The organism is Rhodoferax sp., from assembly GCF_030653815.1.
In the GTDB taxonomy this organism is placed as follows: Bacteria; Pseudomonadota; Gammaproteobacteria; order Burkholderiales; family Burkholderiaceae_C; genus Rhodoferax.
Genome location: NZ_JAURYQ010000006.1, coordinates 172,470 through 198,748, shown reverse-complemented (window position 1 = coordinate 198,748; position 26,279 = coordinate 172,470). Strand labels below are relative to the sequence as shown.

Genomic DNA, 26,279 nt, shown 5'->3' with positions numbered 1-26,279 from the left:
TTCACTCGTTTGGCTGGACTGACGCTGCAAGACTATCGTGTGGAGGCAATGATTTGAACGTCACAAAAAACTCGTTACCCGTCAACATTTTTCCATCCATGGCGCGCGTGCTGCGCCGGTAGTTGATTTCAGCACCATGACTGTCACACAGTTCCCGGCAAATATAAAGCCCGAGACCACTGGAACGGCTCTCGGAGGAAAAAAAAGGTTCAAACAAATGTTGTTCGACGGAAGGGTCCAGCGGCGCACCGTCGCTCCAGATCCGCAGACAGATGCGCGCGCTCGCGCCAGTTCCCCAACTTTTGTCCAGCGTGATCTGGATGGCATCGGGGTGTGTGCTAATGTAGCGTTGGGCATTGTCCAGCAGGTTGATCAAAATACGACGCAAGTGCTCGGGGTCAAACCAGACCCAGGCCTGGGTGTTGGGCAACTGTACCGCGATGTCCGGCTTGTTCCCCCCATGCGATTGCCAGTCCCGACAAATTCGCGGCACGGTGAGTGTCAGGTCGAGCGGCTGAGTCTGGACCAGGCGGTCTGTGTTGGGGTTTTGGACGACGTGCAGGATGTCGTGCACTGTTTTTTCAAGGCGCTGGGCATTTTGTTGCACCAACCGGCTCAATTGTTGTTGCCCGGGATCAGACAGGTCTTCTGCCAACAAGGCATTGGCTTGCACGATGGCAGCCAGCGGGTTGCGTATTTCATGGGCGACCGCGGCCGACATACGGCCCATGCTGGCGAATTTTTCGACCCGTAAACGAGCTTGCAGTTCTCTTTGATCCTGCAAGAAAATCACACACATGCCTTGCGCCTCCGGATTCAATTGGGCGGTCAGTTGGGTGTGAGCCATGGCCAGGCGCGTTCCCTGGCCTTCGTGCTGAATGCTGATTTCCAGATGTTGCGTTGTCTGTGTTTTAAAGGTCTCGTCGATCAGCTGGCGCAGTCCCTGCCAACCTGGTGCATTGGCCAGAATCCAGGGCTGATTTTGCGTACCTTGGGGGGAGCTCAATTGTTTTTGAGCGGCAGGGTTGGCGGATCGCACCAGGTACTGTGCATCGACCACCAGCACGCCATCGCCCAGTGTCTCGATGATCAGTTCGTTGACTTGCCGCTGCACTGCTGCGGCCAGTTGACTCCGTTGGGCCTTGAGTTCAATGCTGGCCAAACGGCTCGCCATTTGCCGGGCAATAAAGGAAATGGCAAAACAGCCGGCGCCCGTCAGCGCAGCCTGTGAGAAAAGGGCGCTGGCACTCCAGGGGGCTTGCAGGGATAGCCAGCCGGCATAGGCAAACAACAACAAGGTGACACTGGCCGCGCTGGCAAGGGCCAGCAACTGTGACCCCAGGACCGAGGCCATCAGCACCGGCAAGGCAAATAGCGGGGTGTAATTGATGCTGCTGTCCTGCAGGGTTTGCAGCGCGGCAAAGGCCAGTAGGTCAACGCCCAGCGTGCGCAACCAGGCCCCATTGAAGCCCAACCCCAATTGTTTCGGTGCTGACATCATTCGCTCTGCCAACGTGGCGACCAGGTAGGCCAGACAGATTAACAGGGGCGTCAGGCTGGGCGCTGCGGCCAGGCCCAGCAGGCTGGCCTGCAGTACCACCAGCACCCCGCCCAGGGTGGCACGGGCGGTCATGAAACTGCGCCACAGACGGTCAAATTCGTCGGGGTGGTCGTTGAAGTCGGTCTGGTGTGACTGCTTTCCTGACCAGAGTGATGCCAGCGCGGGCAACTTCATTCAGGGTTCCGATTGATCCAGGTGTTCCTGCCCACAATAACTTCCGTGCTGACCCTGAATCGCCTCGGCACGGGGAATGTGCACATGACAGCGGCTGCAGGCCACGGTGTCGAGTGGCATGGGCGTCGGATCGGACGACGCCGGCGGGCGCTGGCTGATGGCAGATGCACGATTGCGCCAGAACCAGACGCCGACCAGCACCACCAGCAAAATCAGCAAGCCTTTCACAGCGCCTGCCCCAGCACGATTTCCATGACAAAACGGGAGCCTACATAAGCCAATAACAGCAGGCCCGAGCCAGCGTAAAGAAATCGCACTGCGCGTTTGCCGCGCCAGCCAAAGCGGATTCGGCCCACCATAAGAACAGCAAATGTCAGCCAGGACAACACCGAAAAAATGGTTTTGTGATCCCATTTGATGGCGTGGCTGGCACCATACAGATGGTTGCCAAAGAAAAAGCCGGCCAGCAAGGTCGCGCTCAGCAAGATAAATCCGAGGCTGACAAAGCGAAAGGTCAGCCGTTCCATGGTCAGCAGGGGCAAGCCGCTGGCGGCGTTGGCGGCCACACGTATGCGTGCTTCGGCGCGGGTCATCAGCCAGGCGTGCACGACGGCCACGGCAAACAAGCCGTAAGAGGCAATTCCCAGCGCCCAGTGCAGGGGCAGCCAGGTCGAGGCGCTGGGATTGAGGGTATTGCCCGGAAACAGCAGGGCCAACAGTACGGCCGCAGAGCCCGCACCCGACAACAGCCAAGGTGTTCTGAGCTGTGGGAAAACGTAGTTTTCAACGGCATACACCAAGCCGACCAGCCAGGTGGTGACGGACAATGCGGGCGCAAAACCGAATCGTGGCTCGCTTCCCCAAAGTCCCCAGGCCAGCAGTACCCCATGCAAACACCACGCCAGCCAGGCCGTGATACGGGGCAGCGTTTTGCCAGCGCGTGCGGCTCCCGTGGCAGACGCCGCATAAGCCGCCGACGCGCCCAGCGCCAGGGTGAGAGTGAGGGGAGTAGCACTGGCTAAAATCATGCGCACAGTTTAGCGTTTTGTATCCTGTCTTCCCACCCTTGGCATTAACTCAGGTTCCGTTTGCCGGAAAAATATCCTATGGCCTCCGCTCTCACCGACAAACTCTCGCGCCTGGTTAAAGAAATACGCGGCCAGGCCCGCATCACCGAAACCAATGTGGCCGACATGCTGCGCGAGGTGCGCATGGCACTGCTGGAGGCCGACGTGGCGCTGCCGGTGGTGCGTGACTTCATTGCCCGGGTCAAGGACAAGGCGCTGGGGCAAGACGTGCTGGGCTCGCTCACACCGGGCCAGGCTCTGGTGAGCATTGTGAATAAGGAGCTGGCCGCCACCATGGGTGACGGTGTGGCCGACATCAATCTGGCGGCGCAACCGCCAGCCGTGATCCTGATGGCAGGTTTGCAGGGGGCGGGTAAAACCACCACGACTGCCAAGTTGGCCAAACACCTGATCGAGAAGCGCAACAAGAAGGTATTGACGGTCTCAGGTGACGTTTACCGCCCGGCCGCCATTGAGCAGCTCAAAGCCGTCACAGCGCAGGCGGGGGCCGAGTGGTTTCCCAGCACGCCCGAGCAAAAGCCGGTGGACATCGCGCTGGCTGCGCTGGACTATGCCCGCAAACATTATTTTGATGTCTTGCTGGTCGACACGGCGGGCCGGTTGGCCATTGATGACGTGCTGATGCGTGAAATCAAGGACTTGCACGCCGCCATCAACCCGGTGGAAACCCTGTTTGTGGTGGATGCCATGCAGGGCCAGGACGCGGTCAATACAGCAAAAGCCTTTAAGGAGGCCTTGCCCCTGACCGGCATTATCCTGACCAAGCTCGATGGCGACTCGCGTGGTGGTGCGGCTCTGTCGGTGCGCCAGGTCACTGGTGCACCGATCAAGTTTGCCGGTACCAGCGAGAAGCTCGACGGACTGGAGGTGTTTGACGCCGAACGCCACGCTGGCCGCATTCTGGGCATGGGCGATATTTTGGCGCTGGTCGAGCAGGTCACGGCGGGGGTCGACATGGCCTCGGCTCAGAAGCTGGCTGCCAAGGTCAAAAGTGGTGCCAGCTTCGACCTCAACGACTTTTTAAGCCAGATCCAGCAAATGAAGCAAATGGGCGGCCTGAGCAGTCTAATGGACAAACTGCCTGCCGCCATGGCGGCCAAAGCCGGTCAGATGGACATGGGCAAGGTTGAAAAAGATGTCAAGCGCAAGGAAGGCATCATCCAGAGCATGACGCCACTGGAGCGTCGTAAACCCGAGCTCATCAAAGCCACCCGCAAGCGCCGCATTGCTGCTGGCGCCGGGGTTCAGGTGCAGGAGGTCAACCGCATGCTCAAGGAATTTGAGCAAATGCAGGACATGATGAAGAAGATGAAGGGCGGCGGCATGATGAAAATGATGAAGCGCATGGGCGGCATGAAAGGCATGCCCAAAATGCCGTTTTGAAACGCCCTACAGCGCCAAATCAATGCGCCGCTGAATGGCGGCTGCGGCCCCGGTGTTGCCAAGGCTTTGATTGCGTTTGAGCTGCACGCCAAGCCAGGCCAGCAAGGGTCGGCGCCAGCCCTGCGCTGACGCGGTTTCAACCGCCAGATCAATGTCCGCGTTGCTCAAAGGCTCCCTTTGAATCAGTGCCCCGGCGGCCACCAGGCGCGCCAACGGATCTTCAATTCGAAGGAGTTTGCTTGGGATTTGGGCGTTTGCACCCTGTTCGGGCTTGGCGGTCTGCCTCATCGATGCCTGGGTTTGGGTCACCAAGGCGCGATAGTGCAAGGGTAAATGTGGCGCTTGCAGCGTGTCCCAGCGCCCCGCGATGAAGCTGGCGTAGGCCTGCTCCGCAAACGCGGCGTCCTGTGCCAGGGCGTGGTAAGCCACGCAGGGGTCCATGACCAGGCTGGCCACTTGCGTGGCACAGCGCAGCAGCTCAATGCGTGCCATCAGGTCGGGCCGGCCGGTGCGGGCAATTTCGGCTTTGGCGCGCTCAAATTCGACTTCTGCCACCCGCGTGTTGCCGCGCAGGTAAGCTGCCGTGTAACTTTTGAGCGCTGCAAACGATTGACTTTGCCATTCGGGAGGCGGTGGTGCGCTGGCACAAGCGACCAGCAGCAGGGCGGTAGTCAGGGCTAAAAAACGTTTCATGGCAACTTGATCTCGGTATCGCGGGCGAAAGGCCACTTGCGGTTGATCTCGTCGGTGAGCTGGCTCAGGCGGCGCAAGCTGGCCTCGACTTCTGCACGTAACACGCCCAGGTCGGTGCTGGCGATACGCGCATTGGCGCCAACCGCCTGGGCTTCGGCCAGCACCGCGTCGACGTTTTTCAAAGTGTTGCGGGTGTCGCCGATGGCGTTCTGCAATTGCTCCAGCGCCGCTTTTCCGCTGTTCATGGTGGCCTGGGTGCTGTTCAAGGTGACCTGGGTGGCATCCACCAGGCCACCGCTGCCAAACATGCGTTGCTCCGCTTTCGCCAGCAGGCTGTTGGTGCGCTCCAGCGTCTGGATGATTTGTTTGGCGTTGCTCTCGCTGCCCATGACACCGGTCAACACGCCATAACGGCCGTTCATGCGCTCGGTGGTGGTTTTAAGTTGTCCCAGGCTGGCGTTGAGGGGTGACTCGGTGCCGGTCATGGCTTCCAGGTTTTCCAGCAGAGCACGGGCCGAGGCGATCAGGCGTGGCACTTCAGCCGAGGTGTCGCCGCGCAGCAACGTGCGCTCCGCGTCGGGGGGCAGTGGTGGGTCGCCCAGGATGCCGCTGTAGGCGCGGATACGGGTGTCACCCACCATGCCTCGTTCCAGGGTGAAAATGCTGGAACTGCGTAACCAGTGCGCCTGTTTGTGGGGCACGTCAACCACCATGCGGGCCATGCCATCGGGCGCCAGTTCGATGCGCCGCACCCGGCCGATGGGAAAACCAGAAAACGTCAGGTCCATGCCCACGATGACGCCCTCGGAGTCGTCCGAGATCAGCACCAACTGCTGGGTGCTCTCAAACACACCGCGGGCCACCATCACATAAAGCACAAAGCCCGCCACCAAGGCGGCCATCAGCAATAACAGCCCCTTGGCGCGGCGCTCGATGTGGGTGAGGTCTGGGCTGGCTTCGGTGGTATCGGTCATGGGCGGTTCCGGGTGGGTCAGGCGTATTTGACGACAAGCGAGGTCGCTTCCAGCAAAAACAGGACCAGGAACAGTCGCACGGCGCCTGGTTGGATCGTATCTGTGACGCGCTGTTGCGTGGCCTCCAGGCTGGCGGCCATGGGCACCACGGCGACCGCCAGACTGAAAAACAGGGTTTTCAGAATGAAGCCCAGGCTGACCTGCAGATCAAACACCTGGCCCACGGTACGGGTGAAACCGGGCAAGCCCCAGGGCGACAGACCATAAACGGTCAGGTAAGTCAATACCAGAATCACCACGCTGCTAAGCATGGCCAGGGCCAGCACGGCGAAGGCATCGGCCAGCACGCGTGGCGTCAAATGGTCGCGCAGGTGAGCCAGGTCGAGTGGCCCTGGCGCCACGGCGGGCTGGGCTGCCACGCCGACGGCGCCAGCGTTAAAAGCCAGACCCGCGCGCAAGGCGACAAACAAGGCGGCTGCCAGCGGGATGAGCTCCAGCACCAGCACCCGTACCACCATTTGCAGGGCATATTGCGACAAGCCGTAGCTCAGGGCGGTCACCACCACAATGCGAATCAACACCAGGCTCAGCAAGGCTGAAAGCGCCGTGAACCAGGGGATCACCCGCCAGGTGCTGGCGTGGATGTGCTGGGCGGTAAGGCGCCGAAACTCGGGCGTATAGCTGCTCGGGCTGAGCGCCAGCGCCAGCACTACCGAAGCCACATAAAACATGTGCCACCAGCTGTGCCAATGGCGCAGTGGTGCATGCAACCATGTGAACTGGCGGTCAGGCAAGGCAGGGCGGGCGGACATGGCGTGATGATAATGAAGTCGCTGCCTGATTGCATGCAAAATTGGTGTATGCCACTCCCGCCTGTAACTCCAGCCGTCAAGCCGCTGACTGGCCCGCAAAAGGTCTTGCGCAAGCTCGGGCTGGTACGACCGATTGACCTGGCCTTGCACTTGCCACTACGCTATGAAGATGAAACGCGACTGGTCAAATTGCGCGACGTTCGCGAAGGTGAGGTGGCACAGTTGGAGGGCCGGGTGACCCATGCCGAAGTCAAGCTTGGTGGCCACCGGCAACTGCTGGTCACGCTCGACGACGGCAGCGGCACCTGTCTGTTGCGTTTTTTTACCTTTTATCCATCCCAACAAAAAGCGCTTGCTGTCGGGAATCTGATCAGGGTGCGCGGTGAGATTCGCGGTGGTTTTGCCGGCCTCACCATGATGCATCCGGTGGTCAAGCCCGCGGGTGGCGAACTGGCCACGGCACTGACTCCGGTTTACCCCACGGCGGCCGGTTTACCCCAGGCCTATTTGCGCCGGGCGGTGCAGGCCGGCCTGGCGCGCGCAGAGCTGCCTGAAACCGTGCCTGCAGCGTACTTGCAGGAGATTGGGTTGGAGCCCGTCTGGAATCTTCGTCAAGCACTCTCGTTCCTGCACAACCCCACGCCTGATGTGTCGCTCGATACCCTGCAGGATCACAGTCACCCGGCCTGGCAACGACTCAAGGCCGAGGAGTTGCTGGCGCAGCAACTTTCGCAACTGCAATCGCGGCGTTCGCGTGCCCGCTTGCGCTCGCCAGCGCTGTCTGGGGCCAGTGCTGACAGCTTGTTTGAACGTTTGCTGGCGACACTGCCGTTTCAATTGACCACAGCGCAGCGGCGTGTGGTGGCTGAAATCAATCGGGACCTTGCCCGGCCGGCGCCCATGCACCGCCTGCTGCAAGGCGATGTCGGTGCCGGCAAAACCGTGGTGGCCGCGCTGGCCGCTGCGCAGTGCATGGGGGCCGGCTGGCAGTGTGCACTGATGGCCCCTACCGAAATTCTGGCCACCCAGCACTTTGCCAAGCTGGTGGACTGGTTGCAGCCGCTCGGCGTGACCGTGGCCTGGTTGACAGGAAGTCAGAAAGCCAAGGAGCGGCGTGAGATGTTGGCCTTGATCGCCAGCGGGCAGGCTGCGTTGGTGGTGGGTACCCATGCCTTGATCCAGGGCAAGGTGCAATTTCACAAGTTGGCCCTGGCCATCATCGATGAGCAGCACCGTTTTGGCGTGGCACAGCGTCTGGCCCTGCGGGAAAAGCTGGGCAGCCCGGATCTGGAGCCCCACCTGCTGATGATGACGGCCACACCCATCCCGCGCACGCTGGCCATGAGTTACTACGCCGACCTGGATGTATCCACCATTGACGAGTTGCCGCCCGGGCGAACCCCCATCGTGACCCGGGTGATTCATGACGCGCGCCGCGACGAGGTGATTGCCCGCATCAGTGACCAATTGGTGCAGGGGCGGCAGATTTACTGGGTCTGCCCCTTGATCGAAGAGAGTGAGGCGCTGGATCTGCGTAATGCGACAGAAACCCACGCGCAACTCAGTGCGGCTCTGCCCGGCGTACTGGTGGGTCTGCTGCATTCACGCATGCCCGTGCTCGAGAAAAAAGTGGTGATGAGCCTGTTTGTTGGCGGTCAGATGGGGGTGCTGGTGAGTACCACGGTGATTGAAGTGGGGGTGGACGTGCCCAATGCCTCGCTGATGGTGATTGAGCACGCCGAGCGCTTTGGCCTGAGCCAGTTGCACCAGTTGCGTGGCCGGGTAGGTCGTGGCGCAGCGGCGTCGGCTTGTGTGCTGCTGTACGCCACCGGTGACGCGCCACGCCTGGGTGATACCGCGCGAGCGCGCCTCAAGGCGATGGCGCAAACCAGCGATGGTTTTGAGATCGCCCGGCGTGACCTGGAAATTCGTGGACCGGGCGAGTTCATGGGCGCGCGCCAGTCGGGCGATGCCATGCTGCGTTTTGCCGACGTGGTGGAAGATGCCCGGCTGCTGGACTGGGCGCGTCACCTGGCGCCGCTGCTGCTGGACCAACACCCTGCGCTGGCCGCGCAACATGTGCAGCGCTGGCTGGGTGGCAAGACCGATTATCTGAACGCCTGACCGACCCTTGATCTGCGGGGGGTGATAGCCTAGCGGTAGTGTTCACGCCGGCGTTGATCCGCGACAAACTCTTCCAGGTCGGGGTCCATCGCGTTGCGCGACGAGATAATGCCGATGGGCAGATTCTCCTCCACCACGGGCACGTGGCGAAAGCCGTTTTCCTGCATGATGACCAGGGCGTGGCCGTAGCACTGGTTTGGGCTGAGTGTTTTGGGATCGGCGGTCATCACTTGCCGCAAGCAGGTTTCTCTCGGATCGAGTCCCAGGGCGATCACGCGAAACACCACATCCCGTTCGGTAAATATGCCGATCAGTTGATCGTCTTCAACGACCAGCACGGCACCGGCGTTCTTGGTCGCCATCAAGCGGGCTGCCTGGCTGACGGTGGTGTTGGGCGCCGCAGTGATGAATTTTTTGCGTTCCATGACGCTGCGGATGGGTAAATCAAACATGGGCATTCTCCTGTTTGAATGCTAGAGGCTTTGCCATGTGTTTGATTGACTCAGATCAACCCCAGTCACAATGCCGTGTCGGTACAAACCCTGATGCGCGGGTCGAGCGCGCCGTAGGTGAAAATAGCAGCATGACCCTGACTGAACTCAAATACATCGTTGCCGTCGCGCGTGAGCGGCATTTCGGCAAGGCGGCCGAGGCTTGCTTTGTGTCGCAGCCGACCCTGTCGGTGGCGGTAAAAAAGCTCGAGGAGGAACTCGATGTGAAGCTGTTCGAGCGCAGCGCCAATGAGGTGACCGTGACGCCGTTGGGCGAGGAAATCGTGCGCCAGGCGCAAAGTGTGCTGGAGCAGGCAGCCGCCATCAAGGAAATTGCCAAACGCGGCAAGGACCCGCTGGGCGGGTCGCTGGCGCTGGGCATCATCTACACCATTGGTCCGTATTTGTTGCCGGACTTGGTGCGCCAGATGATATCCAAGACTCCGCAAATGCCCTTGATGCTCCAAGAAAACTTCACCGTGAGGTTGCTGGAGATGTTGCGCACGGGTGAGATTGATTGCGCCATTCTGGCGGAACCTTTTCCGGACGCCGGGCTGGCCGTGGCGCCCCTTTACGATGAGCCTTTCATGGCGGCTGTGCCGGCCAATCACCCGCTCGCGGCCCAGGCCGAGGTGACCAGTGACGAGATGAAGAACGAGACCATGCTGCTGCTTGGCAGTGGTCACTGTTTTCGCGATCATGTGCTCGAAGTGTGTCCCGAGTTTGCCCGTTTTTCCAGCAATGCCGAGGGCATTCGCAAGAGCTTCGAGGGCTCCTCGCTGGAAACCATCAAGCATATGGTGGCCGCGGGCATGGGGGTCACCCTGGTGCCGCGCCTGAGTGTCCCCAAGGAAGCACTGGCGGCAAAAGCCCGGCGCCTCGAAGACGCTTATGTCAAATACCTGCCCTTTGCGGGCGACCCGCCCACACGACGTGTGGTGCTGGTCTGGCGGCGGAGTTTTACCCGTTATGAGGCCATTGCCGCCCTGCGCAACGCGATTTATGCCTGTGAGTTGCCGGGCGTACGGCGTTTGTCCTGATGGCCGAATGGGTGAAACCGAAGAAGAAAGAAAACGATGCGTTGGCGTAAGAAATTCAATTTGTACCTGGCCTTGATCCGTTGGGACCGCCCGGCGGGTTGGCTGCTGTTGCTGTGGCCAGCACTGGCCGCGCTGTGGGTGGCCGCTGGAGGCTTTCCGGGCTGGCATTTGTTTGGCGTCTTTGTACTGGGCACGGTTTTGATGCGCAGTGCCGGCTGCTGCATCAACGATGTGGCAGATCGCGAGTTTGACAAACATGTCAAGCGCACGGCGGGGCGGCCGGTGACCACCGGCGCGGTGTCGGTGAAAGAGGCGCTGATGGTGGGGGCGCTGCTGGCGCTGTTGGCCTTTGCGCTGGTGCTCACCACCAATGCCCTCACGATTGGCTTGTCGTGTGCGGCGTTGGCCGTCACGCTGGCTTACCCGTATGCCAAGCGCTTTGTGTCCATGCCGCAGGCCGTCCTGGGAATTGCTTTTGGCATGGGCATTCCCATGGCGTTTGCTGCCGTGCGCGGCGATGTGCCGCCGCTGGCCTGGTGGCTGATGTTGGGTAACCTGTTCTGGGTGCTGGCTTACGACACTGAATACGCCATGGTGGACCGCGACGATGACCTGCGCATTGGCATCAAAACTTCGGCCATCACCTTGGGTCGCTGGGATGTGCTGGTGGTCACCTTGTGCTATCTGGGCTTCATCGGCGTCTGGTCAGTGACCCTGGGTCAGTATGCGGCAAACCCACTGTTTTATCTGGCCATGTCGTTGGCTTTGGCTCAGGTGGCCTGGCATTTCACCCTGATCCGCTCGCGTTCACGTGAGGGCTGTTTCAAGGCTTTCAGGCTGAACCATTGGCTGGGCTTTACCGTTTTTGCCGGTATTGCCGCCAGTTATTTTTTTCGCTAATCCGCTCAGTCTGCGCCAAACTCGTCGCCAAGTTCTTTGGCGCGTTCACGGGCTGCGTACATGGCATCGATGAACAGGGCGCGCACGTCGTTGTCTTCCATGCTGGAGATGGCGGCAAAGGTGGTGCCGCCTTTGGAGGTGACGCGCTGGCGCAGCACCTGGGGTGCATCTCCCGTGGTTTTTACCAATGCGCTGGCGCCACTGAAGGTGGCCACGGCGAGTTGCAGTGCCTGTTCGCGGCTCAAGCCCATTTCGGTGCCCGCCATGGTCATGGCCTCCATGAAATAGAACACATAGGCTGGCCCCGAGCCTGACAGGGCCGTGACCACATCCAGCTGGTCTTCGGCATCGAGCCAGAGGGATTCGCCGGTGGTGGCGATGACTTGTTCCACAAAGGCTTTGTCGTTCGCCGTGACACTGGTGCGGGCAAACAGGCCGGTGATGCCCTGACCAATCAGTGCGGGCGTGTTGGGCATGGCGCGCACGACGCGCTCGCTGTCCAACCAGGTGGCAATGCTGTCGCTTCGAATGCCAGCCGCCACGCTCAAGTGCAAACGTCCAGGGGTGTGTGGTGCCACGGCCAGTGCCGCCGCCTTGAACGTTTGCGGCTTGACAGCCCAGACCACCAGCGCGGCATCCATCAAAAAAGCACCCGCTTCGGGACGGGCGGTGATGCCAAAGCTGGCCAGCAGCTTGTCCCGCGCATCGGCGAAGGGTTCCACCACGTCAATCAGGTCGGACGGTAATCCCTGTTTGATCAGACCACTGATGAGGGCGCTGGCCATGTTGCCTCCGCCAATGAATGCGATACGTTTGCTCATGAGTTTTATGCGTGGGTGAGACCGCGTCATGGTTGTTGGAAAGCTTGAGTCTAATCAAATGTGTGGGCCTTTGGCTTCCAGGGCTCGAGTAGCAGTTCGGTTTGCCTTGCCAGGCGCAGGGAGGTGGCTGTGCGAAGGCTTGAGCGAGGCGATGGTGAGGTTTGCAGCGCGCCATGAATAACCTGTGTCAACAATATTTGCTCTGCGCACAAGAAAATCCTTGATCGAGCTAAATTTTTGCTGCATAATACGAGGCTTCGCGTTAAAACCGAAGTATCTGCCCAAAGCTAACGACATGAGTGGTTCATGTTGCGTGTAACGGGCCCAAGACTGACTGAAGTAAGGCTAAGCGTTGTGCAGGCCGGTTTTCAGTGCAAGTTGGGAATTAAACAAATGATCCAAACCGAATCTCGACTCGAAGTCGCCGACAACACTGGCGCCAAGTCCGTTCTGTGCATTAAGGTGCTGGGCGGATCCAAGCGTCGCTACGCCAGCGTAGGCGACATTATTAAAGTGAGCATCAAGGAAGCCGCGCCTCGTGGACGTGTCAAAAAAGGCGACGTCTACAGTGCTGTGGTGGTGCGCACGGCCAAGGGCATCCGTCGCAGCGACGGCTCTTTGGTCAAATTTGATGGCAATGCAGCAGTGTTGCTCAATGCCAAGCTCGAGCCTATCGGCACGCGCATCTTTGGGCCGGTGACGCGTGAATTGCGCACTGAAAAGTTCATGAAGATCGTGTCTTTGGCACCTGAAGTTTTGTAAGGACATCACATGAACAAGATTCGCAAAGGCGACGATGTCATCGTGCTCACCGGGCGCGATAAAGGCAAGCGTGGCAAAGTCACATCGCGTAAAGATGATTCGCACCTGATGGTTGAAGGTGTGAACATCGTCAAGAAGCATACCAAGCCCAACCCCATGAAGGGTGAGGCGGGTGGCATTGTTGAAAAAACCATGGCGATTCACCAGTCCAATGTTGCAATTTTCAATGCAGCAAGCGGCAAGGCTGACCGCGTCGGTATCAAATTGCAGGCTGACGGCAAACGTGTTCGCGTTTACAAGTCCAGCGGCGAAGAAATCAAGGTGGCATGAACATGGCTCGTTTGCAACAACTTTACCGTGAAAAATTGGCTCCCGAGTTGATGGCCAAGTTTGGCTACAAGTCGCCAATGCAGGTTCCTCGCCTGACCAAGATCACACTCAACATGGGTGTGAGCGAAGCAGTCGCTGACAAGAAGGTTATGGACCACGCCGTGAGTGACATGTCAAAAATCGCGGGCCAGAAGCCTGTGGTGACGATGTCCAAGAAGGCAATTGCCGGTTTCAAGATTCGTGAGAACCAGGCCATTGGCTGTATGGTGACATTGCGTGGTGCGCAAATGTACGAATTCCTGGATCGCTTTGTCACTGTGGCCCTGCCCCGCGTGCGTGACTTCCGTGGTATCTCCGGTCGCTCCTTCGATGGTCGTGGTAATTACAACATCGGCGTGAAAGAACAAATTATTTTTCCTGAGATTGAGTACGACAAGGTTGACGCCTTGCGCGGTCTCAACATCAGCATCACAACAACGGCCAAGAGTGACGATGAGTGCAAGGCTCTTCTCGCTGGTTTCCGTTTTCCCTTCAAGAACTGAGGTGATCTGTGGCTAAGATGGCTTTAATCCAACGCGAACTCAAACGCGACAAACTGGTCGCCAAGTACGCAAAAAAACATGCGGAATTGAAGGCGATCTCGACAGATGCAAAGCGCACTGATGAAGAGCGCGCTGCGGCCCGCCTTGGTCTGCAGGCTTTGCCTCGCAATGCAAATCCAACCCGGCAGCGTAACCGCTGTGCCATCACTGGACGCCCTCGTGGTACGTTCCAGCAATTTGGCTTGGCACGTGCAAAGATTCGTGAAATGGCTTTTGCTGGTGAAATACCTGGCATCGTCAAGGCCAGCTGGTAATCGGTAGGAGAAATAGATATGAGTATGAGTGATCCGATCGCCGACCTGTTGACCCGCATTCGCAATGCGCAAATGGTTGCAAAAACTTCTGTTCGTGTGCCTTCTTCCAAAGTGAAGGTCGCGATTGCCCAAGTCCTGATGGACGAAGGTTACATTGATGGATTCAAGATCAATCCGGCTGACGGCAAGCCCGAGCTGGAAATCGCCTTGAAGTACTACGCGGGTCGTCCGGTGATTGAGCGCATCGAGCGTGTCAGTCGTCCTGGTCTGCGTGTGTACCGTGGCAGCGATGCCATTCCGCAAGTTCAAAACGGCCTGGGTGTGGCAATTGTCACAACGCCCAAGGGTGTCATGACTGACCGCAAGGCGCGCGCTACCGGTGTCGGTGGTGAAGTCCTTTGCTACGTCGCCTAAAGCGTGACATTGAGAGGAAATACAAGATGTCTCGTATAGCAAAAATGCCCGTGACCATCCCTGCTGGGATTGAGGTGACGGTAGGTGAGCAAAGTATCAGCGTCAAGGGTTCCGGCGGTTTGCTGACCCTGACGCAAAACATGCTGGTCAAAATCTCCAGCGATGCTGGCAAGCTGAGCTTCTCGGCTGCCAACGATACGCGTGAAGCCGATGCCATGGCCGGTACCATGCGCCAGTTGGTGAACAACATGGTGGTTGGCGTCAGCAAGGGCTTTGAGAAAAAGCTCACCCTGATTGGTGTGGGTTACAAGGCGCAAGCCGCTGGCAACAAACTCAACTTGACGGTGGGTTACTCTCATCCGGTCAATATTGACATGCCTGCCGGTATTACTGTGGCAACTCCGACGCCGACAGAGGTTGTGATCAAGGGTGCTGACCGCCAGCGCGTTGGTCAGATTGCAGCCGAAATTCGTGCAGTCCGTCCGCCTGAGCCCTACAAGGGCAAGGGTATTCGGTATGCGGACGAAAAAGTCGCCATCAAAGAAACCAAAAAGAAATAAGGATCTGCAACATGTTGAGCAAAAAAGAGCAGCGTCTTCGCAGAGCCCGTCAAACCCGGATCCGCATCGCCCTCCAAGGCGTCGCCCGTTTGACGGTGAATCGCACCAACTTGCACATCTACGCCAGTGTAATTTCTGGCGATGGAAGCAAGGTTTTGGCCACCGCATCGACGGCGGAAGCCGAAGTGCGTCAGTCATTGGGCGGATCTGGTAAAGGTGGCAATGTTGCCGCTGCCCAGGTCATCGGTAAGCGTTTGGCTGAAAAGGCAAAAGCTGTTGGTGTTGAAAAAGTAGCGTTTGATCGTGCAGGATTTGCGTACCATGGCCGCGTGAAAGCGTTGGCTGATGCGGCACGTGAAGCTGGCTTGCAGTTCTAAGCAGATCGGAAATTAAGATGGCTAAAGTACAAGCAAAAATGCAAGGTAAGGCTGAAGGGCCTGAGGATGGTCTGCGCGAGAAGATGATCGCGATCAACCGGGTCACGAAAGTGGTCAAGGGTGGTCGTATTCTGGGCTTCGCAGCACTGACCGTGGTTGGCGACGGTGATGGCACCGTCGGCATGGGCAAGGGAAAATCGAAAGAAGTTCCTGCTGCCGTGCAAAAGGCCATGGAAGAAGCACGTCGCAACATGACCAAGGTTTCGCTGAAAAACGGTTCCATTCACCACCGTGTGATGGGTCACCATGGCGCCGCCTCAGTCATGATGGCACCGGCCCCCAAGGGTACCGGCATCATTGCCGGCGGCCCGATGCGCGCTGTTTTCGAAGTCATTGGTATCACGGACATTGTGGCCAAGAGCCATGGTTCCTCGAATCCGTACAACATGGTTCGCGCCACGTTGGACGCGCTGTCGCATGCCACGACGCCTTCCGTCGTTGCAGCCAAGCGCGGCAAGACGATCGAAGAAATTTTTGCCTAATTGGAGTTTTCAAAAATGACAACGCAAAAAAAAGTAACCGTTCAACTTGTGCGTAGCCCGATTGGTTGCGCAGAGTCACACCGTGCGACTGTTCGTGGCCTGGGTTTGCGCAAGATGCGCAGCACCAGTGAACTGGTGGATACACCCGAAGTCCGCGGCATGATCAACAAAATCAGCTACTTGGTTAAAGTGCTGTAAGAGGTAAATGATGGAACTCAATGGCATCAAGCCGGCTGACGGCGCTAAACATTACAAACGCCGTGTGGGTCGCGGCATTGGCTCGGGTCTTGGTAAAACAGCAGGCCGTGGTCACAAGGGCCAAAAGTCCCGTGCCGGTGGTTACCACAAGGTGGGTTTTGAAGGCGGCCAAATGCCTATGCAGCGTCGCCTTCCCAAGCGCGGCTTCAAGTCCGCGCTGCTGAAATTCAACGCTGAAGTGACTCTGTCTGCACTGAATTTGCTTGACGTGGCAGACATTGACGTGCTCGTGCTCAAGCAAGCTGGTTTGGTGGGTGAGTTGGCCAAGGTGGTCAAGATCATCAAGACGGGTGAAGTCACCAAGGCTTTCAAGCTCAATGGTGTTGGCGCTACAGCGGCCGCCAAGTTGGCGATTGAAGCTGCCGGTGGCAGCGTTGCTTAATACAGATTCAGGATTGGTGTAAGTGGCTACCAGTACGGCTCTCGCGGCAAAGTCAGACAAATACGGCGATTTGCGTCGCCGTTTGGTCTTTCTGTTGCTTGCCCTCGTGGTTTACCGTGTGGGCGCACACATTCCGGTGCCTGGCATCGATCCGGTCCAGCTACAGCAGTTTTTCAAGGGTCAGCAGGGCGGTATCCTCGGCATGTTCAACATGTTCTCGGGTGGCGCTTTGTCCAGATTCACCATCTTTGCGCTGGGGATCATGCCGTACATTTCGGCTTCGATCATCATGCAGTTGCTGGGGTATGTGCTGCCGGCCTTCGAGCAATTGAAGAAAGAGGGCGAGGCTGGGCGTCGCAAGATTACCCAGTACACCCGTTATGGCACGCTTGGCCTGGCCTTGTTCCAGTCCTTGGGAATCGCTGTGGCACTTGAGAGTTCTGCCGGTCTGGTGATCGAGCCTGGGTTTGGCTTCCGCATGACCGCTGTGGTCACGCTGACAGCGGGCACGCTTTTCCTGATGTGGTTGGGTGAACAGATTACCGAGCGTGGACTGGGTAACGGTATCTCCATCCTGATCTTCGCGGGTATTGCGGCGGGCTTACCGAGCGCAGTGGGTGGTTTGCTGGAATTGGTTCGTACTGGGGCGATGAGCATTATTGTTTCGCTGCTGATTGTGATTCTGGTGGCACTGGTGACGTACTTTGTGGTGTTTGTCGAACGTGGCCAGCGCAAGATCCTTGTGAATTATGCGCGACGCCAGGTTGGTAACAAGGTTTATGGTGGCCAGTCTTCGCACTTGCCGCTCAAGCTGAACATGGCTGGCGTGATCCCTCCGATCTTTGCATCGTCGATCATTCTGTTGCCTGCGACCGTGGTTGGTTGGTTCAGTGCAGGTGATTCGATGCGTTGGTTGAAAGACATCGCGGGTTCCTTGACGCCGGGTCAGCCGATCTATGTCATGTTGTACGCTGCAGCCATTATTTTCTTTTGTTTCTTTTACACGGCCCTGGTTTTCAATAGCCGTGAAACTGCCGACAATCTCAAGAAGAGTGGCGCTTTCGTTCCTGGTATTCGTCCGGGTGACCATACGGCCAAGTACATCGACAAGATTCTGTTGCGCTTGACGTTTGTTGGTGCGATGTACATCACATTGGTGTGTTTGTTGCCAGAGTTTCTGATTCTCAAGTACAACGTACCGTTTTATTTTGGTGGTACTTCATTGCTGATTATTGTTGTGGTGACCATGGACTTCATGGCCCAGGTGCAAAATTATTTGATGTCGCAGCAATATGAATCTCTGCTGAAAAAAGCCAACTTCAAGGCTTCCTGAGATTAAACATATGGCAAAAGACGACGTTATTCAAATGCAGGGTGAGATTGTAGAAAATCTTCCCAATGCAACATTCAGGGTCAAACTTGAAAATGGTCATATTGTTTTAGGGCATATTTCCGGAAAAATGCGCATGCATTACATCCGCATCTTGCCTGGTGACAAAGTGACTGTAGAACTTACACCGTACGATTTGAGCCGGGCACGCATTGTGTTTCGAGCCAAGTAGTTTCAACTGTTTACGAATTGTTTAGGAGAACGCAATGAAAGTTTCGGCTTCGGTCAAGAAAATTTGCCGCAACTGCAAGATTATTCGGCGTAAGGGCGTGGTTCGTGTGATCTGTACAGATCCACGCCACAAACAGCGTCAGGGTTAATTGCAAGAGTTATAGAGGATCAAAATGGCACGTATCGCTGGTATCAATATTCCACCACAAAAGCATTCTGAAATTGGCTTGACTGCCATTTTCGGTATTGGACGCAGCCGCGCCCGCAAGATTTGCGAATCTTGCGGTGTCGACTACGCCAAAAAAATCAAGGATCTGACCGATTCAGAACTTGAAAAAGTGCGTGACGAAGTCGCTAAGTTCACCATTGAAGGTGATTTGCGTCGCGAAACCACCATGAACATCAAGCGTTTGATGGACATCGGTTGTTATCGTGGCTTCCGCCATCGTCGTGGCCTGCCCTTGCGTGGTCAGCGCACGCGTACCAATGCACGCACGCGCAAAGGTCCTCGTAAAGCAGCGGCTTCTCTCAAGAAATAACAGGCTCTGAAAGTTCATTATGGCTAAAGCTCCATCCAATAACGCTGCACAGCGCGTTCGCAAGAAAGTTCGAAAGAACGTTGCTGACGGCATTGCGCACGTGCACGCTTCCTTTAACAACACCATCATCACCATCACTGATCGTCAGGGCAACTCTCTTGCCTGGGCTTCTTCTGGTGGCCAAGGTTTTAAAGGTTCCAGAAAGTCCACGCCATTTGCTGCTCAGGTGGCTTCGGAAGTGGCTGGCCGCACCGCCATTGAACAAGGCATCAAGAATCTTGATGTCGAGATCAAGGGTCCGGGTCCCGGCCGTGAGTCTTCGGTTCGTGCCCTGGCTGCCCTGGGTATCCGAATCAACATGATTGCTGATGTGACGCCGGTTCCGCACAACGGTTGCCGCCCACAGAAGCGTCGTCGCATCTAATTTTTCAAACCAAGCCCACCGCCAATGTGTCCGCACATTGGCTCCCGCTTTTTCAAGCGGTAGATGATCAAAAAGGAAATTCAAGTGGCACGTTTTTTAGGCCCCAAGGGCAAACTCTCCCGCCGTGAAGGCACCGACCTGTTCCTGAAGAGCGCCCGTCGCTCGATTGGTGACAAGGTCAAGTTCGACTCCAAACCCGGTCAGCACGGCCGCACTTCAGGTGCCCGTACCTCCGACTTCGGTATTCAGTTGCGCGAAAAGCAAAAAGTCAAACGTATGTACGGCGTGCTCGAGAAGCAGTTCCGTCGGTATTTTGAGGAAGCCGACCGTCGCAAAGGCAACACCGGCGCCAATTTGCTGGCGTTGCTCGAAACGCGTCTTGACAACGTTGTTTACCGGATGGGCTTCGGCTCCACCCGCGCTGAGTCCCGTCAGCTCGTTTCGCACAAGGCAATTATTGTGAACGGCAAGTCCGTGAACATTCCCTCCTACCTGGTCAAGGTGGGTGACGTGGTGGCTGTTCGTGAAAAATCGAACAAACAAGCACGTATTGCTGAGGCCCTGCAATTGGCGCAACAAGTGGGCATGCCTGCCTGGGTTGAAGTCAACATTGAAAAGGCCGAAGGCGTTTTCAAATCAGTACCAGATCGTGACCAGTTCGCAGCTGACGTGAATGAGTCACTGATTGTTGAGCTGTATTCACGTTAAGTGTAAGCAGCCTATGTTTTGGCAACCGATGGTTTATGGGTCGTCTGTTGCATCGTAAGCCTTTACCGGTGTAAGTCACCGGGGGTATCAAGAGGATTTGTACATGCAAAATATTTTACTAAAACCTAAGGCGATCAATGTTGAGCAGTTGTCTACCAACAGGGCTAAAGTTGTACTAGAGCCTTTTGAAAGGGGCTACGGTCACACCTTGGGTAACGCCTTGCGTCGTGTGTTGCTGTCGTCCATGCCTGGGTTTGCCCCGACCGAGGTCACGATTGCCGGTGTGTTGCACGAATATTCTTCGATTGAAGGTGTTCATGAGGACGTCGTCAACATTTTGCTGAACCTCAAAGGTATCGTTTTCAAGCTCTACAACCGTGACGAAGTCACGTTGAGCTTGCGCAAGGATACCGAAGGCGTTGTCTGCGCGGGCGACATCCAGACGCCGCACGATGTTGAAATCATCAACCCTGATCATGTCATTGCCAATCTGGCGCACGGTGGCAAGCTGGATGTGCAGATCAAAGTGGAACGTGGTCGTGGTTATGTACCGGGTACCATGCGCCGTCACTTGGACGACACCACCAAGTCCATTGGCCGTATCGTCCTCGATGCCTCGTTCTCGCCAGTCAAGCGGGTCAGTTACACGGTGGAAAGCGCGCGCGTCGAGCAGCGTACTGACCTCGACAAGTTGATCCTCGATATCGAGACCAACGGTGCGCTCTCGGCCGAAGATGCTGTGCGCGCTTCGGCCAAGATCCTGATCGAACAGATGGCCGTTTTTGCGCAGCTTGAAGGTGGTGATGTTGATTCCATCATTGCATCGCCGGTGCGTGGCGGTAGCTCGAACTTTGACCCGGTGCTTTTGCGTCCGGTCGATGAGCTTGAACTGACGGTGCGTTCTGCAAACTGTCTCAAGGCCGAAAATATTTACTACATCGGCGACCTGATTCAGCGCACTGAAAACGAGCTGCTCAAGACACCTAATCTGGGTCGGAAATCGCTCAATGAAATCAAGGAAGTGCTGGCTTCCCGCGGCTTGACTTTGGGCATGAAGCTTGAAAGCTGGCCTCCAGTTGCACTTGAAAAACGATAATTAAATTTATCGATGTGACATGAACAGTACCTGATACGGCTGTTTTAATTAAATAAAAGGAAATTACCATGCGTCACGGACTAGGTCTTCGCAAACTAAATCGCACTTCTTCGCATCGTTTGGCGATGCTGCGCAACATGATGAATTCTCTGATTGAGCACGAGGTCATAAAGACAACCGTGCCCAAAGCCAAGGAGTTGCGTCGTGTGGTTGAGCCAATGATCACGTTGGCAAAAACTGCAACACTCGCTAACCGGCGCCTGGCATTTGATCGCTTGCGCGATCGTGACTCGGTGGTCAAATTGTTCAACGTGTTGGGTCCGCGTTTCAATGCGCGTCCAGGCGGCTACACCCGCATCCTGAAAATGGGTTTCCGCGTGGGTGATAACGCGCCCATGTGTATCGTGGAATTGGTTGACCGTGGCCCGGAAACTGTTGCGCCAGAAGCCGAAACAGCCGCTTAATCGGTTACAATACAAACATACCGCGCGATGGAGCAGTCTGGTAGCTCGTTGGGCTCATAACCCAAAGGTCGGAGGTTCAAATCCTTCTCGCGCAACCAATTTAAAAAGCCTACTTTAGTGGGCTTTTTTTTTGTGTATTCGTGAGCATGAATTCGTTTTGTATTTAAACTGGCCAATTCGGTGCATGTACGGCATCGTCTGAATTTGCATTTGACTGTCTTTTTTTTGTTTTTTTGCTGTTAACAAGCTTCCATGACGAACTACCCATTGACAGAATTGCCTGATAACTTGGCGAGTCCCCTGCCGCGATGTGCCGATGTGATGCGTCAGACGGCAGAAACAAAGATCACGGTGCGCGTCAACCTGGATGGCACAGGTCAGTCGCACTTGCACACCGGCATCGGTTTTTTTGATCACATGCTCGACCAGATCGCCCGTCATGGGCTGATTGACCTTGACATTGATGCCGACGGTGATCTGCACATCGATGGTCATCACACGGTCGAAGATGTCGGCATCACGCTGGGGCAGGCGGTTTACAAAGCGGTGGGCGATAAGAAGGGTATCCGACGGTACGGCCATGCTTATGTTCCTCTCGACGAGGCCTTGAGCCGGGTGGTGATCGATTTTTCCGGCCGTCCGGGCCTGGTCATGGACGTGCCCTTCACCAGCGGCATGATCGGCAACTTTGACAGCCAGTTGATGCATGAGTTTTTCCAGGGCTTTGTCAATCACGCGCTGGTGACCCTGCATATCGACAACCTCAAGGGCGCCAACGCGCACCATCAGGCCGAGACCGTGTTCAAGGCTTTTGCCCGTGCCCTGCGTGCGGCGCTTGAGGTGGATCCGCGCGCCGTCGGCAGCATTCCATCGACCAAGGGCTCGCTCTGAACGCGCTTGATCAGTTGCTCTGTTCGTCGATGGTAGAGCCCAATACACCATGAATTTAGGCGTCCGACACGACTCCGGGAAAACCGTTGCTGTGGTCGACTACGGCATGGGGAATTTGCGCTCGGTTTCCCAGGCGGTCAAAGCAGCGGCCAGCGGTACCGGGTTTGAGGTGGTGATCACCCAGGACCCCGATGTGGTTCGTAGTTCCGAGCGGGTGGTACTGCCAGGCCAAGGTGCCATGCCGGACTGCATGCGCGAATTGCGCGAATCCGGATTGCTGCAGTCCGTCCTGGAAGCCGCTGCCTCCAAGCCTTTGTTCGGTGTGTGTGTCGGCATGCAGATGCTGCTGGACCACAGCGCTGAGGGCGACACAGCGGGCTTGGGTTTGATCCATGGCGAAGTTGTCAAGTTTGACCTGGTGGGGCAAACGCAACCTGATGGCAGCCGTTACAAGGTGCCGCAAATGGGCTGGAACCAGGTTTGGCGCAATAACCATGGCGCTGCGCCGCACCCGGTTTGGGGCGACGTGCCTGACGGCAGTTACTTTTACTTTGTTCATAGCTTTTACGCCAAACCGTCTGATCTGCGCCACAGCGTGGGTGAAACCGACTATGGCCAGCGCTTTTGTTCAGCCATTGCCCGTGATAATATTTTTGCCACCCAGTTTCATCCTGAAAAAAGCGCTGAACACGGCCTGTGCCTGTACCGTAATTTCCTCCACTGGAATCCTTGACTTCACTTTTTCACCATTCGTGCTGCCTTAGCCGAAGCCTATTCACTCCCTCACTGAAGCATCATGCTTTTAATTCCTGCCATTGATCTAAAAGACGGCCATTGTGTGCGCCTGCAACAGGGCGACATGTCACTTTCAACCACCTTCAGCGAAGAGCCTTCGGTCATGGCGCGCAGTTGGGTTGACAAGGGGGCGCGCCGCGTTCACTTGGTGGACCTGAATGGCGCTTTTGCCGGGACACCCAAAAATGAGGCAGCCATCCGCAAGATACTCAAGACCGTTGGCAGTGAGGTTGATGTTCAGTTGGGCGGCGGTATTCGCGATCTCGACACCATTGAACGTTATCTGGATGCGGGTTTGCGCTACGTCATCATTGGTACCGCAGCGGTGCGCAATCCTGGTTTTTTGCAGGACGCCTGCACCGCGTTTGGTGGCCACATCATCGTCGGCCTGGATGCCAAGGACGGCAAGGTGGCCACCGATGGCTGGAGCAAGTTGACTCGGCACGATGTCATTGACCTGGCCAAGAAGTTCGAAGACTTTGGTGTCGAGTCCATCATTTACACCGACATTGGCCGTGACGGCATGTTGACAGGCATCAACATCGAAGCCACGGTACGCTTGGCGCAGGCGCTGACCATTCCCGTGATCGCCTCCGGCGGTTTGTCCAACCTGGCTGATATCGAAGCCTTGTGCGCGGTTGAAGATGAGGGTGTTGAAGGCGTCATTTGTGGTCGCGCCATTTACAGCGGTGATCTGGACTTCGAAGCGGCGCAAGAGCGGGCCGATGAGCTCAATGGCTGAACGTCGGATGGTCTTGTGCTAGCCAAACGCATCATCCCCTGCCTCGACGTCACGGGTGGCAGGGTGGTCAAAGGGGTCAATTTTGTCGAACTGCGTGATGCGGGCGATCCGGTGGAAATTGCCGCGCGTTACAACGAGCAGGGCGCTGACGAACTTACCTTTTTGGACATTACCGCCACCAGTGATGGCCGCGATCTGATTTTGCACATCATTGAGGCGGTAGCCAGCCAGGTATTCATTCCATTGACCGTGGGTGGCGGTGTGCGCACTGTGGACGATGTGCGCCGTCTGCTCAACGCCGGCGCTGACAAAACCAGTTTCAATTCGGCAGCCATCGCCAATCCTCAGGTGATTCGCGATGCTTCCGGAAAATACGGTGCGCAGTGCATTGTGGTGGCCATTGATGCCAAGCGACGCTCGGGCGATGATGTGCATCGGCTGGATCCTCATGGCTTGCCTGTGGGCGAGGGCTGGGACGTGTACAGCCACGGCGGGCGTAAAAACACCGGTCTCGACGCCGTCGCCTGGGCGCGTCAGATGGCAGATTTTGGCGCCGGTGAGATTTTGCTCACCAGCATGGACCGCGACGGGACCAAGGCAGGTTTTGATCTGGCCTTGACCCGCGCTGTCAGTGATGCGGTCAATGTGCCCGTGATTGCTTCGGGCGGCGTGGGCACACTGGACCACCTGGCCGACGGCATCCAGCAGGGTGGGGCGGACGCGGTGTTGGCGGCCAGCATCTTTCACTACGGCGAATTCACTGTGGCGCAGGCCAAAGCCCATATGGCGGCGCGTGGCATCCCGGTGAGAATCTGATGATTTGCGGGACAGACCAAAGCGATACGCAGTGAGCTTGCTCTGTCCTCAACATTTTCTGGAATTCTGATCCGTCAAATCATCGACAATCTGGTCATGAACTGGTTAGATAAACTCAAATGGGACGCCCAAGGCCTCATTCCTGCCATTGCGCAAGAGCAGGGCAGTGGCGACGTGCTGATGATGGCCTGGATGAACCGCGAAGCCTTGCAAAAAACGGCTGAATCGGGTCGTGCCGTGTATTTCAGCCGCTCGCGCAACAAGCTGTGGTTCAAGGGCGAGGAATCCGGCCATGTGCAGACCGTCCATGAAATTCGCCTGGACTGCGACAGCGATGTCATTTTGCTCAAGGTCACCCAGACCGGTCACACGCCTGGCTTGGCCTGTCATACCGGTCGACACAGTTGTTTTTACAGTGTGTATGACAATGGCGCCTGGAAGGTCGTTGATCCGGTCCTGAAAGATCCCCAAACCATTTATAAAGCGTGATGCGCCCCGATACAAATTCTGCCGACTCGCTGGCTGCGCTGGCTGCTGTCATTGCGTCGCGACTGCCCGCCCACGGCGGCAACCCGGAGGCCAGTTACGTGGCGCGGCTGCTGCACAAGGGTCCTGATGCTTTCCTGAAAAAGATCGGCGAAGAAGCAACCGAGGTGGTCATGGCCGCCAAGGACGCCGACCATGGTGGCGACAAAAGCAAGATCGTCTATGAGGTGGCTGACCTGTGGTTTCATAGCATGATCGCGCTGGCCCACTACGGCCTGACTCCCGCTGATGTCATTGCCGAACTGGTGCGCCGCGAAGGGACCAGCGGTCTCGAAGAGAAGGCTATGCGAAAGCTCAAGGAACACGAAATTCCTGGGCAAGGAAATGTGACATGACACAGGACTCCACCCCCCACAATCAGACACCCCATGAGGGTGCTGCCTGGCGCGAACTGGACGTGCAAACGCTCAACGGGCTCAATGCGTGGGGGACCGTCAGCTATGTCCTGCATCTGATCGTGGCGGTGGGCGCGCTGATTCCGGGCGGACAGTTCGGTCCGGTGCTGCTCGTCATTGCGCTGGTGATTGACCTCGTCAAGCGCAGCGATGCCGAGGGTAGCTGGCATGCCACGCATTTCAGCTGGCGCATTCGCACCGTCATCATTGCGGCATTGCTGTATCTGGTCACCGCGCCACTGTGGTTGCTGTTTTTTCTTCCCGGTTGGCTGGCCTGGCTGGGTATTTCAGTCTGGTTTTTGTACCGTATCGTCAGCGGCATGGTGCGCATGAACAAAGGTTTGCCAATGGAGATGTCAGCATGATCGAGCATGTGGTTCCGAACGACCCGGATTGCCTGTTTTGCAAGATTGTTGCCGGGAAAATTCCGTCCAGGCTGGTCTATCAGGACGACGATCTGTACGCTTTTCACGACATTCACCCATGGGCGCCAGTGCATTTTCTGGTCATTCCCAAGCTGCACATTCCTTCCATGGCCTTGCTCACCGAAGACCACGCCGCGCTGATGGGCCGCATGATGGTGCTGGTTCCCAAGCTGGCTTTGCAGGAAGGCTGCAATCCCTACCCCGAGGGGGGGTTCCGGATGCTGGCCAATACCGGTGTGGAGGGTGCGCAAGAGGTGCATCACCTGCACGTGCACGTGATGGGTGGTCCACGCCCCTGGTTGCGGGGTTAAATTTTCTCTGTCGGGCGCGCCAAT

At 57.1% G+C, this 26,279-nt stretch carries 39 protein-coding genes and 1 tRNA gene; 31 read left to right on the top strand and 9 right to left on the bottom strand.

The genetic code is table 11. From position 1 onward, the window contains the following. Position 1: 1 nt before the first annotated feature. Genes Q7U49_RS02165 through Q7U49_RS02155 form a run of 3 tightly spaced genes read right to left on the bottom strand, consistent with a single transcriptional unit; the run spans position 2 to position 2,763 of the window. A complete protein-coding gene (locus Q7U49_RS02165) occupies positions 2-1,735 on the bottom strand; it encodes a PAS domain-containing sensor histidine kinase (RefSeq protein WP_304762108.1) in 1,734 nt (577 codons plus the stop codon). Further along, positions 1,736-1,963: a PP0621 family protein gene (locus tag Q7U49_RS02160; RefSeq protein ID WP_304762107.1), complete on the bottom strand. Its 228-nt coding sequence runs from the start codon at positions 1,961-1,963 to the stop codon at positions 1,736-1,738. After that, the gene (locus Q7U49_RS02155) at positions 1,960-2,763 is read right to left on the bottom strand and encodes an inner membrane protein YpjD (RefSeq protein ID WP_304762106.1); all 804 of its coding nucleotides are present in this window, start codon (positions 2,761-2,763) and stop codon (positions 1,960-1,962) included. The genes Q7U49_RS02160 and Q7U49_RS02155 overlap by 4 nt, the downstream gene beginning before the upstream one ends. 78 nt (positions 2,764-2,841) lie before the next feature. On the opposite strand from Q7U49_RS02155, the gene ffh reads away from it, so the two are divergent. Continuing rightward, positions 2,842-4,206, top strand: coding sequence for a signal recognition particle protein (ffh, locus tag Q7U49_RS02150; protein ID WP_304762105.1), 1,365 nt, complete (start codon positions 2,842-2,844; stop codon positions 4,204-4,206). A gap of 6 nt (positions 4,207-4,212) precedes the next feature. Here ffh and Q7U49_RS02145 read toward each other — a convergent pair whose 3' ends face one another. The 3 genes from Q7U49_RS02145 to Q7U49_RS02135 are packed head-to-tail and all read right to left on the bottom strand — an operon-like array spanning position 4,213 to position 6,685. Beyond that, positions 4,213-4,899, bottom strand: a complete 687-nt coding sequence (locus tag Q7U49_RS02145) for a hypothetical protein (protein WP_304762104.1) — start codon at positions 4,897-4,899, stop codon at positions 4,213-4,215. Continuing rightward, complete coding sequence (locus Q7U49_RS02140) at positions 4,896-5,873, bottom strand: MlaD family protein (protein ID WP_304762102.1); 978 nt, start codon at positions 5,871-5,873, stop codon at positions 4,896-4,898. Before Q7U49_RS02140 ends, Q7U49_RS02145 begins: the two co-directional genes overlap by 4 nt. Before the next feature lie 17 nt (positions 5,874-5,890). Continuing rightward, a complete protein-coding gene (locus tag Q7U49_RS02135) occupies positions 5,891-6,685 on the bottom strand; it encodes an ABC transporter permease (protein WP_304762101.1) in 795 nt (264 codons plus the stop codon). 48 nt (positions 6,686-6,733) lie between these two features. Between Q7U49_RS02135 and recG the strand changes: the two genes are divergently transcribed. Beyond that, the gene (recG, locus tag Q7U49_RS02130; protein ID WP_304762100.1) at positions 6,734-8,809 is read left to right on the top strand and encodes an ATP-dependent DNA helicase RecG; all 2,076 of its coding nucleotides are present in this window, start codon (positions 6,734-6,736) and stop codon (positions 8,807-8,809) included. A gap of 29 nt (positions 8,810-8,838) precedes the next feature. Here the strand turns inward: recG and Q7U49_RS02125 are convergent, their stop codons facing one another. Next, complete coding sequence (locus Q7U49_RS02125) at positions 8,839-9,261, bottom strand: cyclic nucleotide-binding/CBS domain-containing protein (RefSeq protein WP_304762099.1); 423 nt, start codon at positions 9,259-9,261, stop codon at positions 8,839-8,841. A gap of 131 nt (positions 9,262-9,392) precedes the next feature. On the opposite strand from Q7U49_RS02125, the gene Q7U49_RS02120 reads away from it, so the two are divergent. Beyond that, complete coding sequence (locus Q7U49_RS02120; protein ID WP_304762098.1) at positions 9,393-10,340, top strand: LysR substrate-binding domain-containing protein; 948 nt, start codon at positions 9,393-9,395, stop codon at positions 10,338-10,340. A 36-nt stretch (positions 10,341-10,376) separates the two neighbouring features. Further along, positions 10,377-11,240, top strand: a complete 864-nt coding sequence (gene ubiA / locus Q7U49_RS02115) for a 4-hydroxybenzoate octaprenyltransferase (protein ID WP_304762096.1) — start codon at positions 10,377-10,379, stop codon at positions 11,238-11,240. 5 nt (positions 11,241-11,245) lie between these two features. Here the strand turns inward: ubiA and proC are convergent, their stop codons facing one another. After that, positions 11,246-12,061 carry a pyrroline-5-carboxylate reductase gene (proC, locus tag Q7U49_RS02110; protein ID WP_304762094.1) on the bottom strand — a complete coding sequence of 272 codons (816 nt, stop codon included), beginning with the start codon at positions 12,059-12,061 and terminating at the stop codon, positions 11,246-11,248. Positions 12,062-12,115: 54 nt separating this feature from the next. Then, on the bottom strand, positions 12,116-12,358 hold the full coding sequence (locus Q7U49_RS02105) for a hypothetical protein (protein ID WP_304762093.1): 243 nt from the start codon (positions 12,356-12,358) through the stop codon (positions 12,116-12,118). 96 nt (positions 12,359-12,454) lie between these two features. On the opposite strand from Q7U49_RS02105, the gene rplN reads away from it, so the two are divergent. From rplN to Q7U49_RS01970, 27 genes are all read left to right on the top strand, one after another. Then, the gene (rplN, locus tag Q7U49_RS02100) at positions 12,455-12,823 is read left to right on the top strand and encodes a 50S ribosomal protein L14 (protein ID WP_075585457.1); all 369 of its coding nucleotides are present in this window, start codon (positions 12,455-12,457) and stop codon (positions 12,821-12,823) included. Between the two features lie 9 nt (positions 12,824-12,832). After that, the gene (rplX, locus tag Q7U49_RS02095) at positions 12,833-13,153 is read left to right on the top strand and encodes a 50S ribosomal protein L24 (RefSeq protein ID WP_304762092.1); all 321 of its coding nucleotides are present in this window, start codon (positions 12,833-12,835) and stop codon (positions 13,151-13,153) included. 2 nt (positions 13,154-13,155) lie between these two features. Next, positions 13,156-13,695, top strand: coding sequence for a 50S ribosomal protein L5 (rplE, locus tag Q7U49_RS02090; RefSeq protein ID WP_304762091.1), 540 nt, complete (start codon positions 13,156-13,158; stop codon positions 13,693-13,695). Positions 13,696-13,703: 8 nt separating this feature from the next. Beyond that, entirely contained in the window at positions 13,704-14,009 is a 306-nt protein-coding gene (gene rpsN, locus Q7U49_RS02085) for a 30S ribosomal protein S14 (RefSeq protein WP_304762090.1), read from the top strand. Between the two features lie 18 nt (positions 14,010-14,027). Then, on the top strand, positions 14,028-14,423 hold the full coding sequence (gene rpsH, locus Q7U49_RS02080; RefSeq protein WP_304762089.1) for a 30S ribosomal protein S8: 396 nt from the start codon (positions 14,028-14,030) through the stop codon (positions 14,421-14,423). 26 nt (positions 14,424-14,449) lie between these two features. Continuing rightward, on the top strand, positions 14,450-14,983 hold the full coding sequence (gene rplF / locus Q7U49_RS02075; protein ID WP_304762087.1) for a 50S ribosomal protein L6: 534 nt from the start codon (positions 14,450-14,452) through the stop codon (positions 14,981-14,983). 11 nt (positions 14,984-14,994) lie between these two features. Continuing rightward, a complete protein-coding gene (gene rplR, locus Q7U49_RS02070) occupies positions 14,995-15,360 on the top strand; it encodes a 50S ribosomal protein L18 (protein WP_304730374.1) in 366 nt (121 codons plus the stop codon). Positions 15,361-15,377: 17 nt separating this feature from the next. After that, a complete protein-coding gene (gene rpsE / locus Q7U49_RS02065; protein WP_304762086.1) occupies positions 15,378-15,902 on the top strand; it encodes a 30S ribosomal protein S5 in 525 nt (174 codons plus the stop codon). A gap of 15 nt (positions 15,903-15,917) precedes the next feature. After that, positions 15,918-16,100: a 50S ribosomal protein L30 gene (rpmD, locus tag Q7U49_RS02060; protein ID WP_304730375.1), complete on the top strand. Its 183-nt coding sequence runs from the start codon at positions 15,918-15,920 to the stop codon at positions 16,098-16,100. Between the two features lie 10 nt (positions 16,101-16,110). Then, positions 16,111-16,542, top strand: coding sequence for a 50S ribosomal protein L15 (gene rplO, locus Q7U49_RS02055; RefSeq protein ID WP_300217497.1), 432 nt, complete (start codon positions 16,111-16,113; stop codon positions 16,540-16,542). Positions 16,543-16,564: 22 nt separating this feature from the next. Next, positions 16,565-17,875, top strand: coding sequence for a preprotein translocase subunit SecY (secY, locus tag Q7U49_RS02050; RefSeq protein WP_304762084.1), 1,311 nt, complete (start codon positions 16,565-16,567; stop codon positions 17,873-17,875). A 10-nt stretch (positions 17,876-17,885) separates the two neighbouring features. Then, positions 17,886-18,104 (top strand): translation initiation factor IF-1, encoded by a 219-nt coding sequence (infA, locus tag Q7U49_RS02045; protein WP_223907181.1) that lies wholly within the window; start codon positions 17,886-17,888, stop codon positions 18,102-18,104. Between the two features lie 34 nt (positions 18,105-18,138). Continuing rightward, the gene (rpmJ, locus tag Q7U49_RS02040) at positions 18,139-18,252 is read left to right on the top strand and encodes a 50S ribosomal protein L36 (protein ID WP_012348927.1); all 114 of its coding nucleotides are present in this window, start codon (positions 18,139-18,141) and stop codon (positions 18,250-18,252) included. A gap of 24 nt (positions 18,253-18,276) precedes the next feature. Then, positions 18,277-18,642 carry a 30S ribosomal protein S13 gene (rpsM, locus tag Q7U49_RS02035; protein ID WP_300217502.1) on the top strand — a complete coding sequence of 122 codons (366 nt, stop codon included), beginning with the start codon at positions 18,277-18,279 and terminating at the stop codon, positions 18,640-18,642. A gap of 19 nt (positions 18,643-18,661) precedes the next feature. After that, positions 18,662-19,066: a 30S ribosomal protein S11 gene (gene rpsK / locus Q7U49_RS02030; protein ID WP_300217505.1), complete on the top strand. Its 405-nt coding sequence runs from the start codon at positions 18,662-18,664 to the stop codon at positions 19,064-19,066. A gap of 84 nt (positions 19,067-19,150) precedes the next feature. After that, positions 19,151-19,774, top strand: a complete 624-nt coding sequence (gene rpsD, locus Q7U49_RS02025; protein ID WP_304762173.1) for a 30S ribosomal protein S4 — start codon at positions 19,151-19,153, stop codon at positions 19,772-19,774. A 103-nt stretch (positions 19,775-19,877) separates the two neighbouring features. Next, positions 19,878-20,870 carry a DNA-directed RNA polymerase subunit alpha gene (rpoA, locus tag Q7U49_RS02020; RefSeq protein ID WP_304762083.1) on the top strand — a complete coding sequence of 331 codons (993 nt, stop codon included), beginning with the start codon at positions 19,878-19,880 and terminating at the stop codon, positions 20,868-20,870. Positions 20,871-20,938: 68 nt separating this feature from the next. Continuing rightward, positions 20,939-21,334 (top strand): 50S ribosomal protein L17, encoded by a 396-nt coding sequence (gene rplQ / locus Q7U49_RS02015; protein ID WP_304762082.1) that lies wholly within the window; start codon positions 20,939-20,941, stop codon positions 21,332-21,334. Between the two features lie 21 nt (positions 21,335-21,355). Beyond that, a tRNA-Met gene (locus tag Q7U49_RS02010) sits at positions 21,356-21,432 on the top strand. A 154-nt stretch (positions 21,433-21,586) separates the two neighbouring features. Continuing rightward, positions 21,587-22,225, top strand: a complete 639-nt coding sequence (hisB, locus tag Q7U49_RS02005) for an imidazoleglycerol-phosphate dehydratase HisB (RefSeq protein WP_304762081.1) — start codon at positions 21,587-21,589, stop codon at positions 22,223-22,225. Positions 22,226-22,274: 49 nt separating this feature from the next. Then, positions 22,275-22,958: an imidazole glycerol phosphate synthase subunit HisH gene (gene hisH, locus Q7U49_RS02000; protein ID WP_304762079.1), complete on the top strand. Its 684-nt coding sequence runs from the start codon at positions 22,275-22,277 to the stop codon at positions 22,956-22,958. Positions 22,959-23,021: 63 nt separating this feature from the next. Continuing rightward, on the top strand, positions 23,022-23,762 hold the full coding sequence (hisA, locus tag Q7U49_RS01995; RefSeq protein ID WP_304762078.1) for a 1-(5-phosphoribosyl)-5-[(5-phosphoribosylamino)methylideneamino]imidazole-4-carboxamide isomerase: 741 nt from the start codon (positions 23,022-23,024) through the stop codon (positions 23,760-23,762). A gap of 15 nt (positions 23,763-23,777) precedes the next feature. Next, complete coding sequence (gene hisF / locus Q7U49_RS01990; RefSeq protein WP_304762077.1) at positions 23,778-24,578, top strand: imidazole glycerol phosphate synthase subunit HisF; 801 nt, start codon at positions 23,778-23,780, stop codon at positions 24,576-24,578. 96 nt (positions 24,579-24,674) lie between these two features. Further along, complete coding sequence (gene hisI / locus Q7U49_RS01985; RefSeq protein WP_304762076.1) at positions 24,675-25,067, top strand: phosphoribosyl-AMP cyclohydrolase; 393 nt, start codon at positions 24,675-24,677, stop codon at positions 25,065-25,067. Next, on the top strand, positions 25,067-25,459 hold the full coding sequence (locus Q7U49_RS01980; RefSeq protein ID WP_304762075.1) for a phosphoribosyl-ATP diphosphatase: 393 nt from the start codon (positions 25,067-25,069) through the stop codon (positions 25,457-25,459). The genes hisI and Q7U49_RS01980 overlap by 1 nt, the downstream gene beginning before the upstream one ends. Next, positions 25,456-25,884: a hypothetical protein gene (locus Q7U49_RS01975; protein WP_304762074.1), complete on the top strand. Its 429-nt coding sequence runs from the start codon at positions 25,456-25,458 to the stop codon at positions 25,882-25,884. Before Q7U49_RS01980 ends, Q7U49_RS01975 begins: the two co-directional genes overlap by 4 nt. Continuing rightward, positions 25,881-26,255, top strand: coding sequence for a histidine triad nucleotide-binding protein (locus Q7U49_RS01970; RefSeq protein WP_304762073.1), 375 nt, complete (start codon positions 25,881-25,883; stop codon positions 26,253-26,255). Before Q7U49_RS01975 ends, Q7U49_RS01970 begins: the two co-directional genes overlap by 4 nt. Positions 26,256-26,279 lie beyond the last annotated feature (24 nt).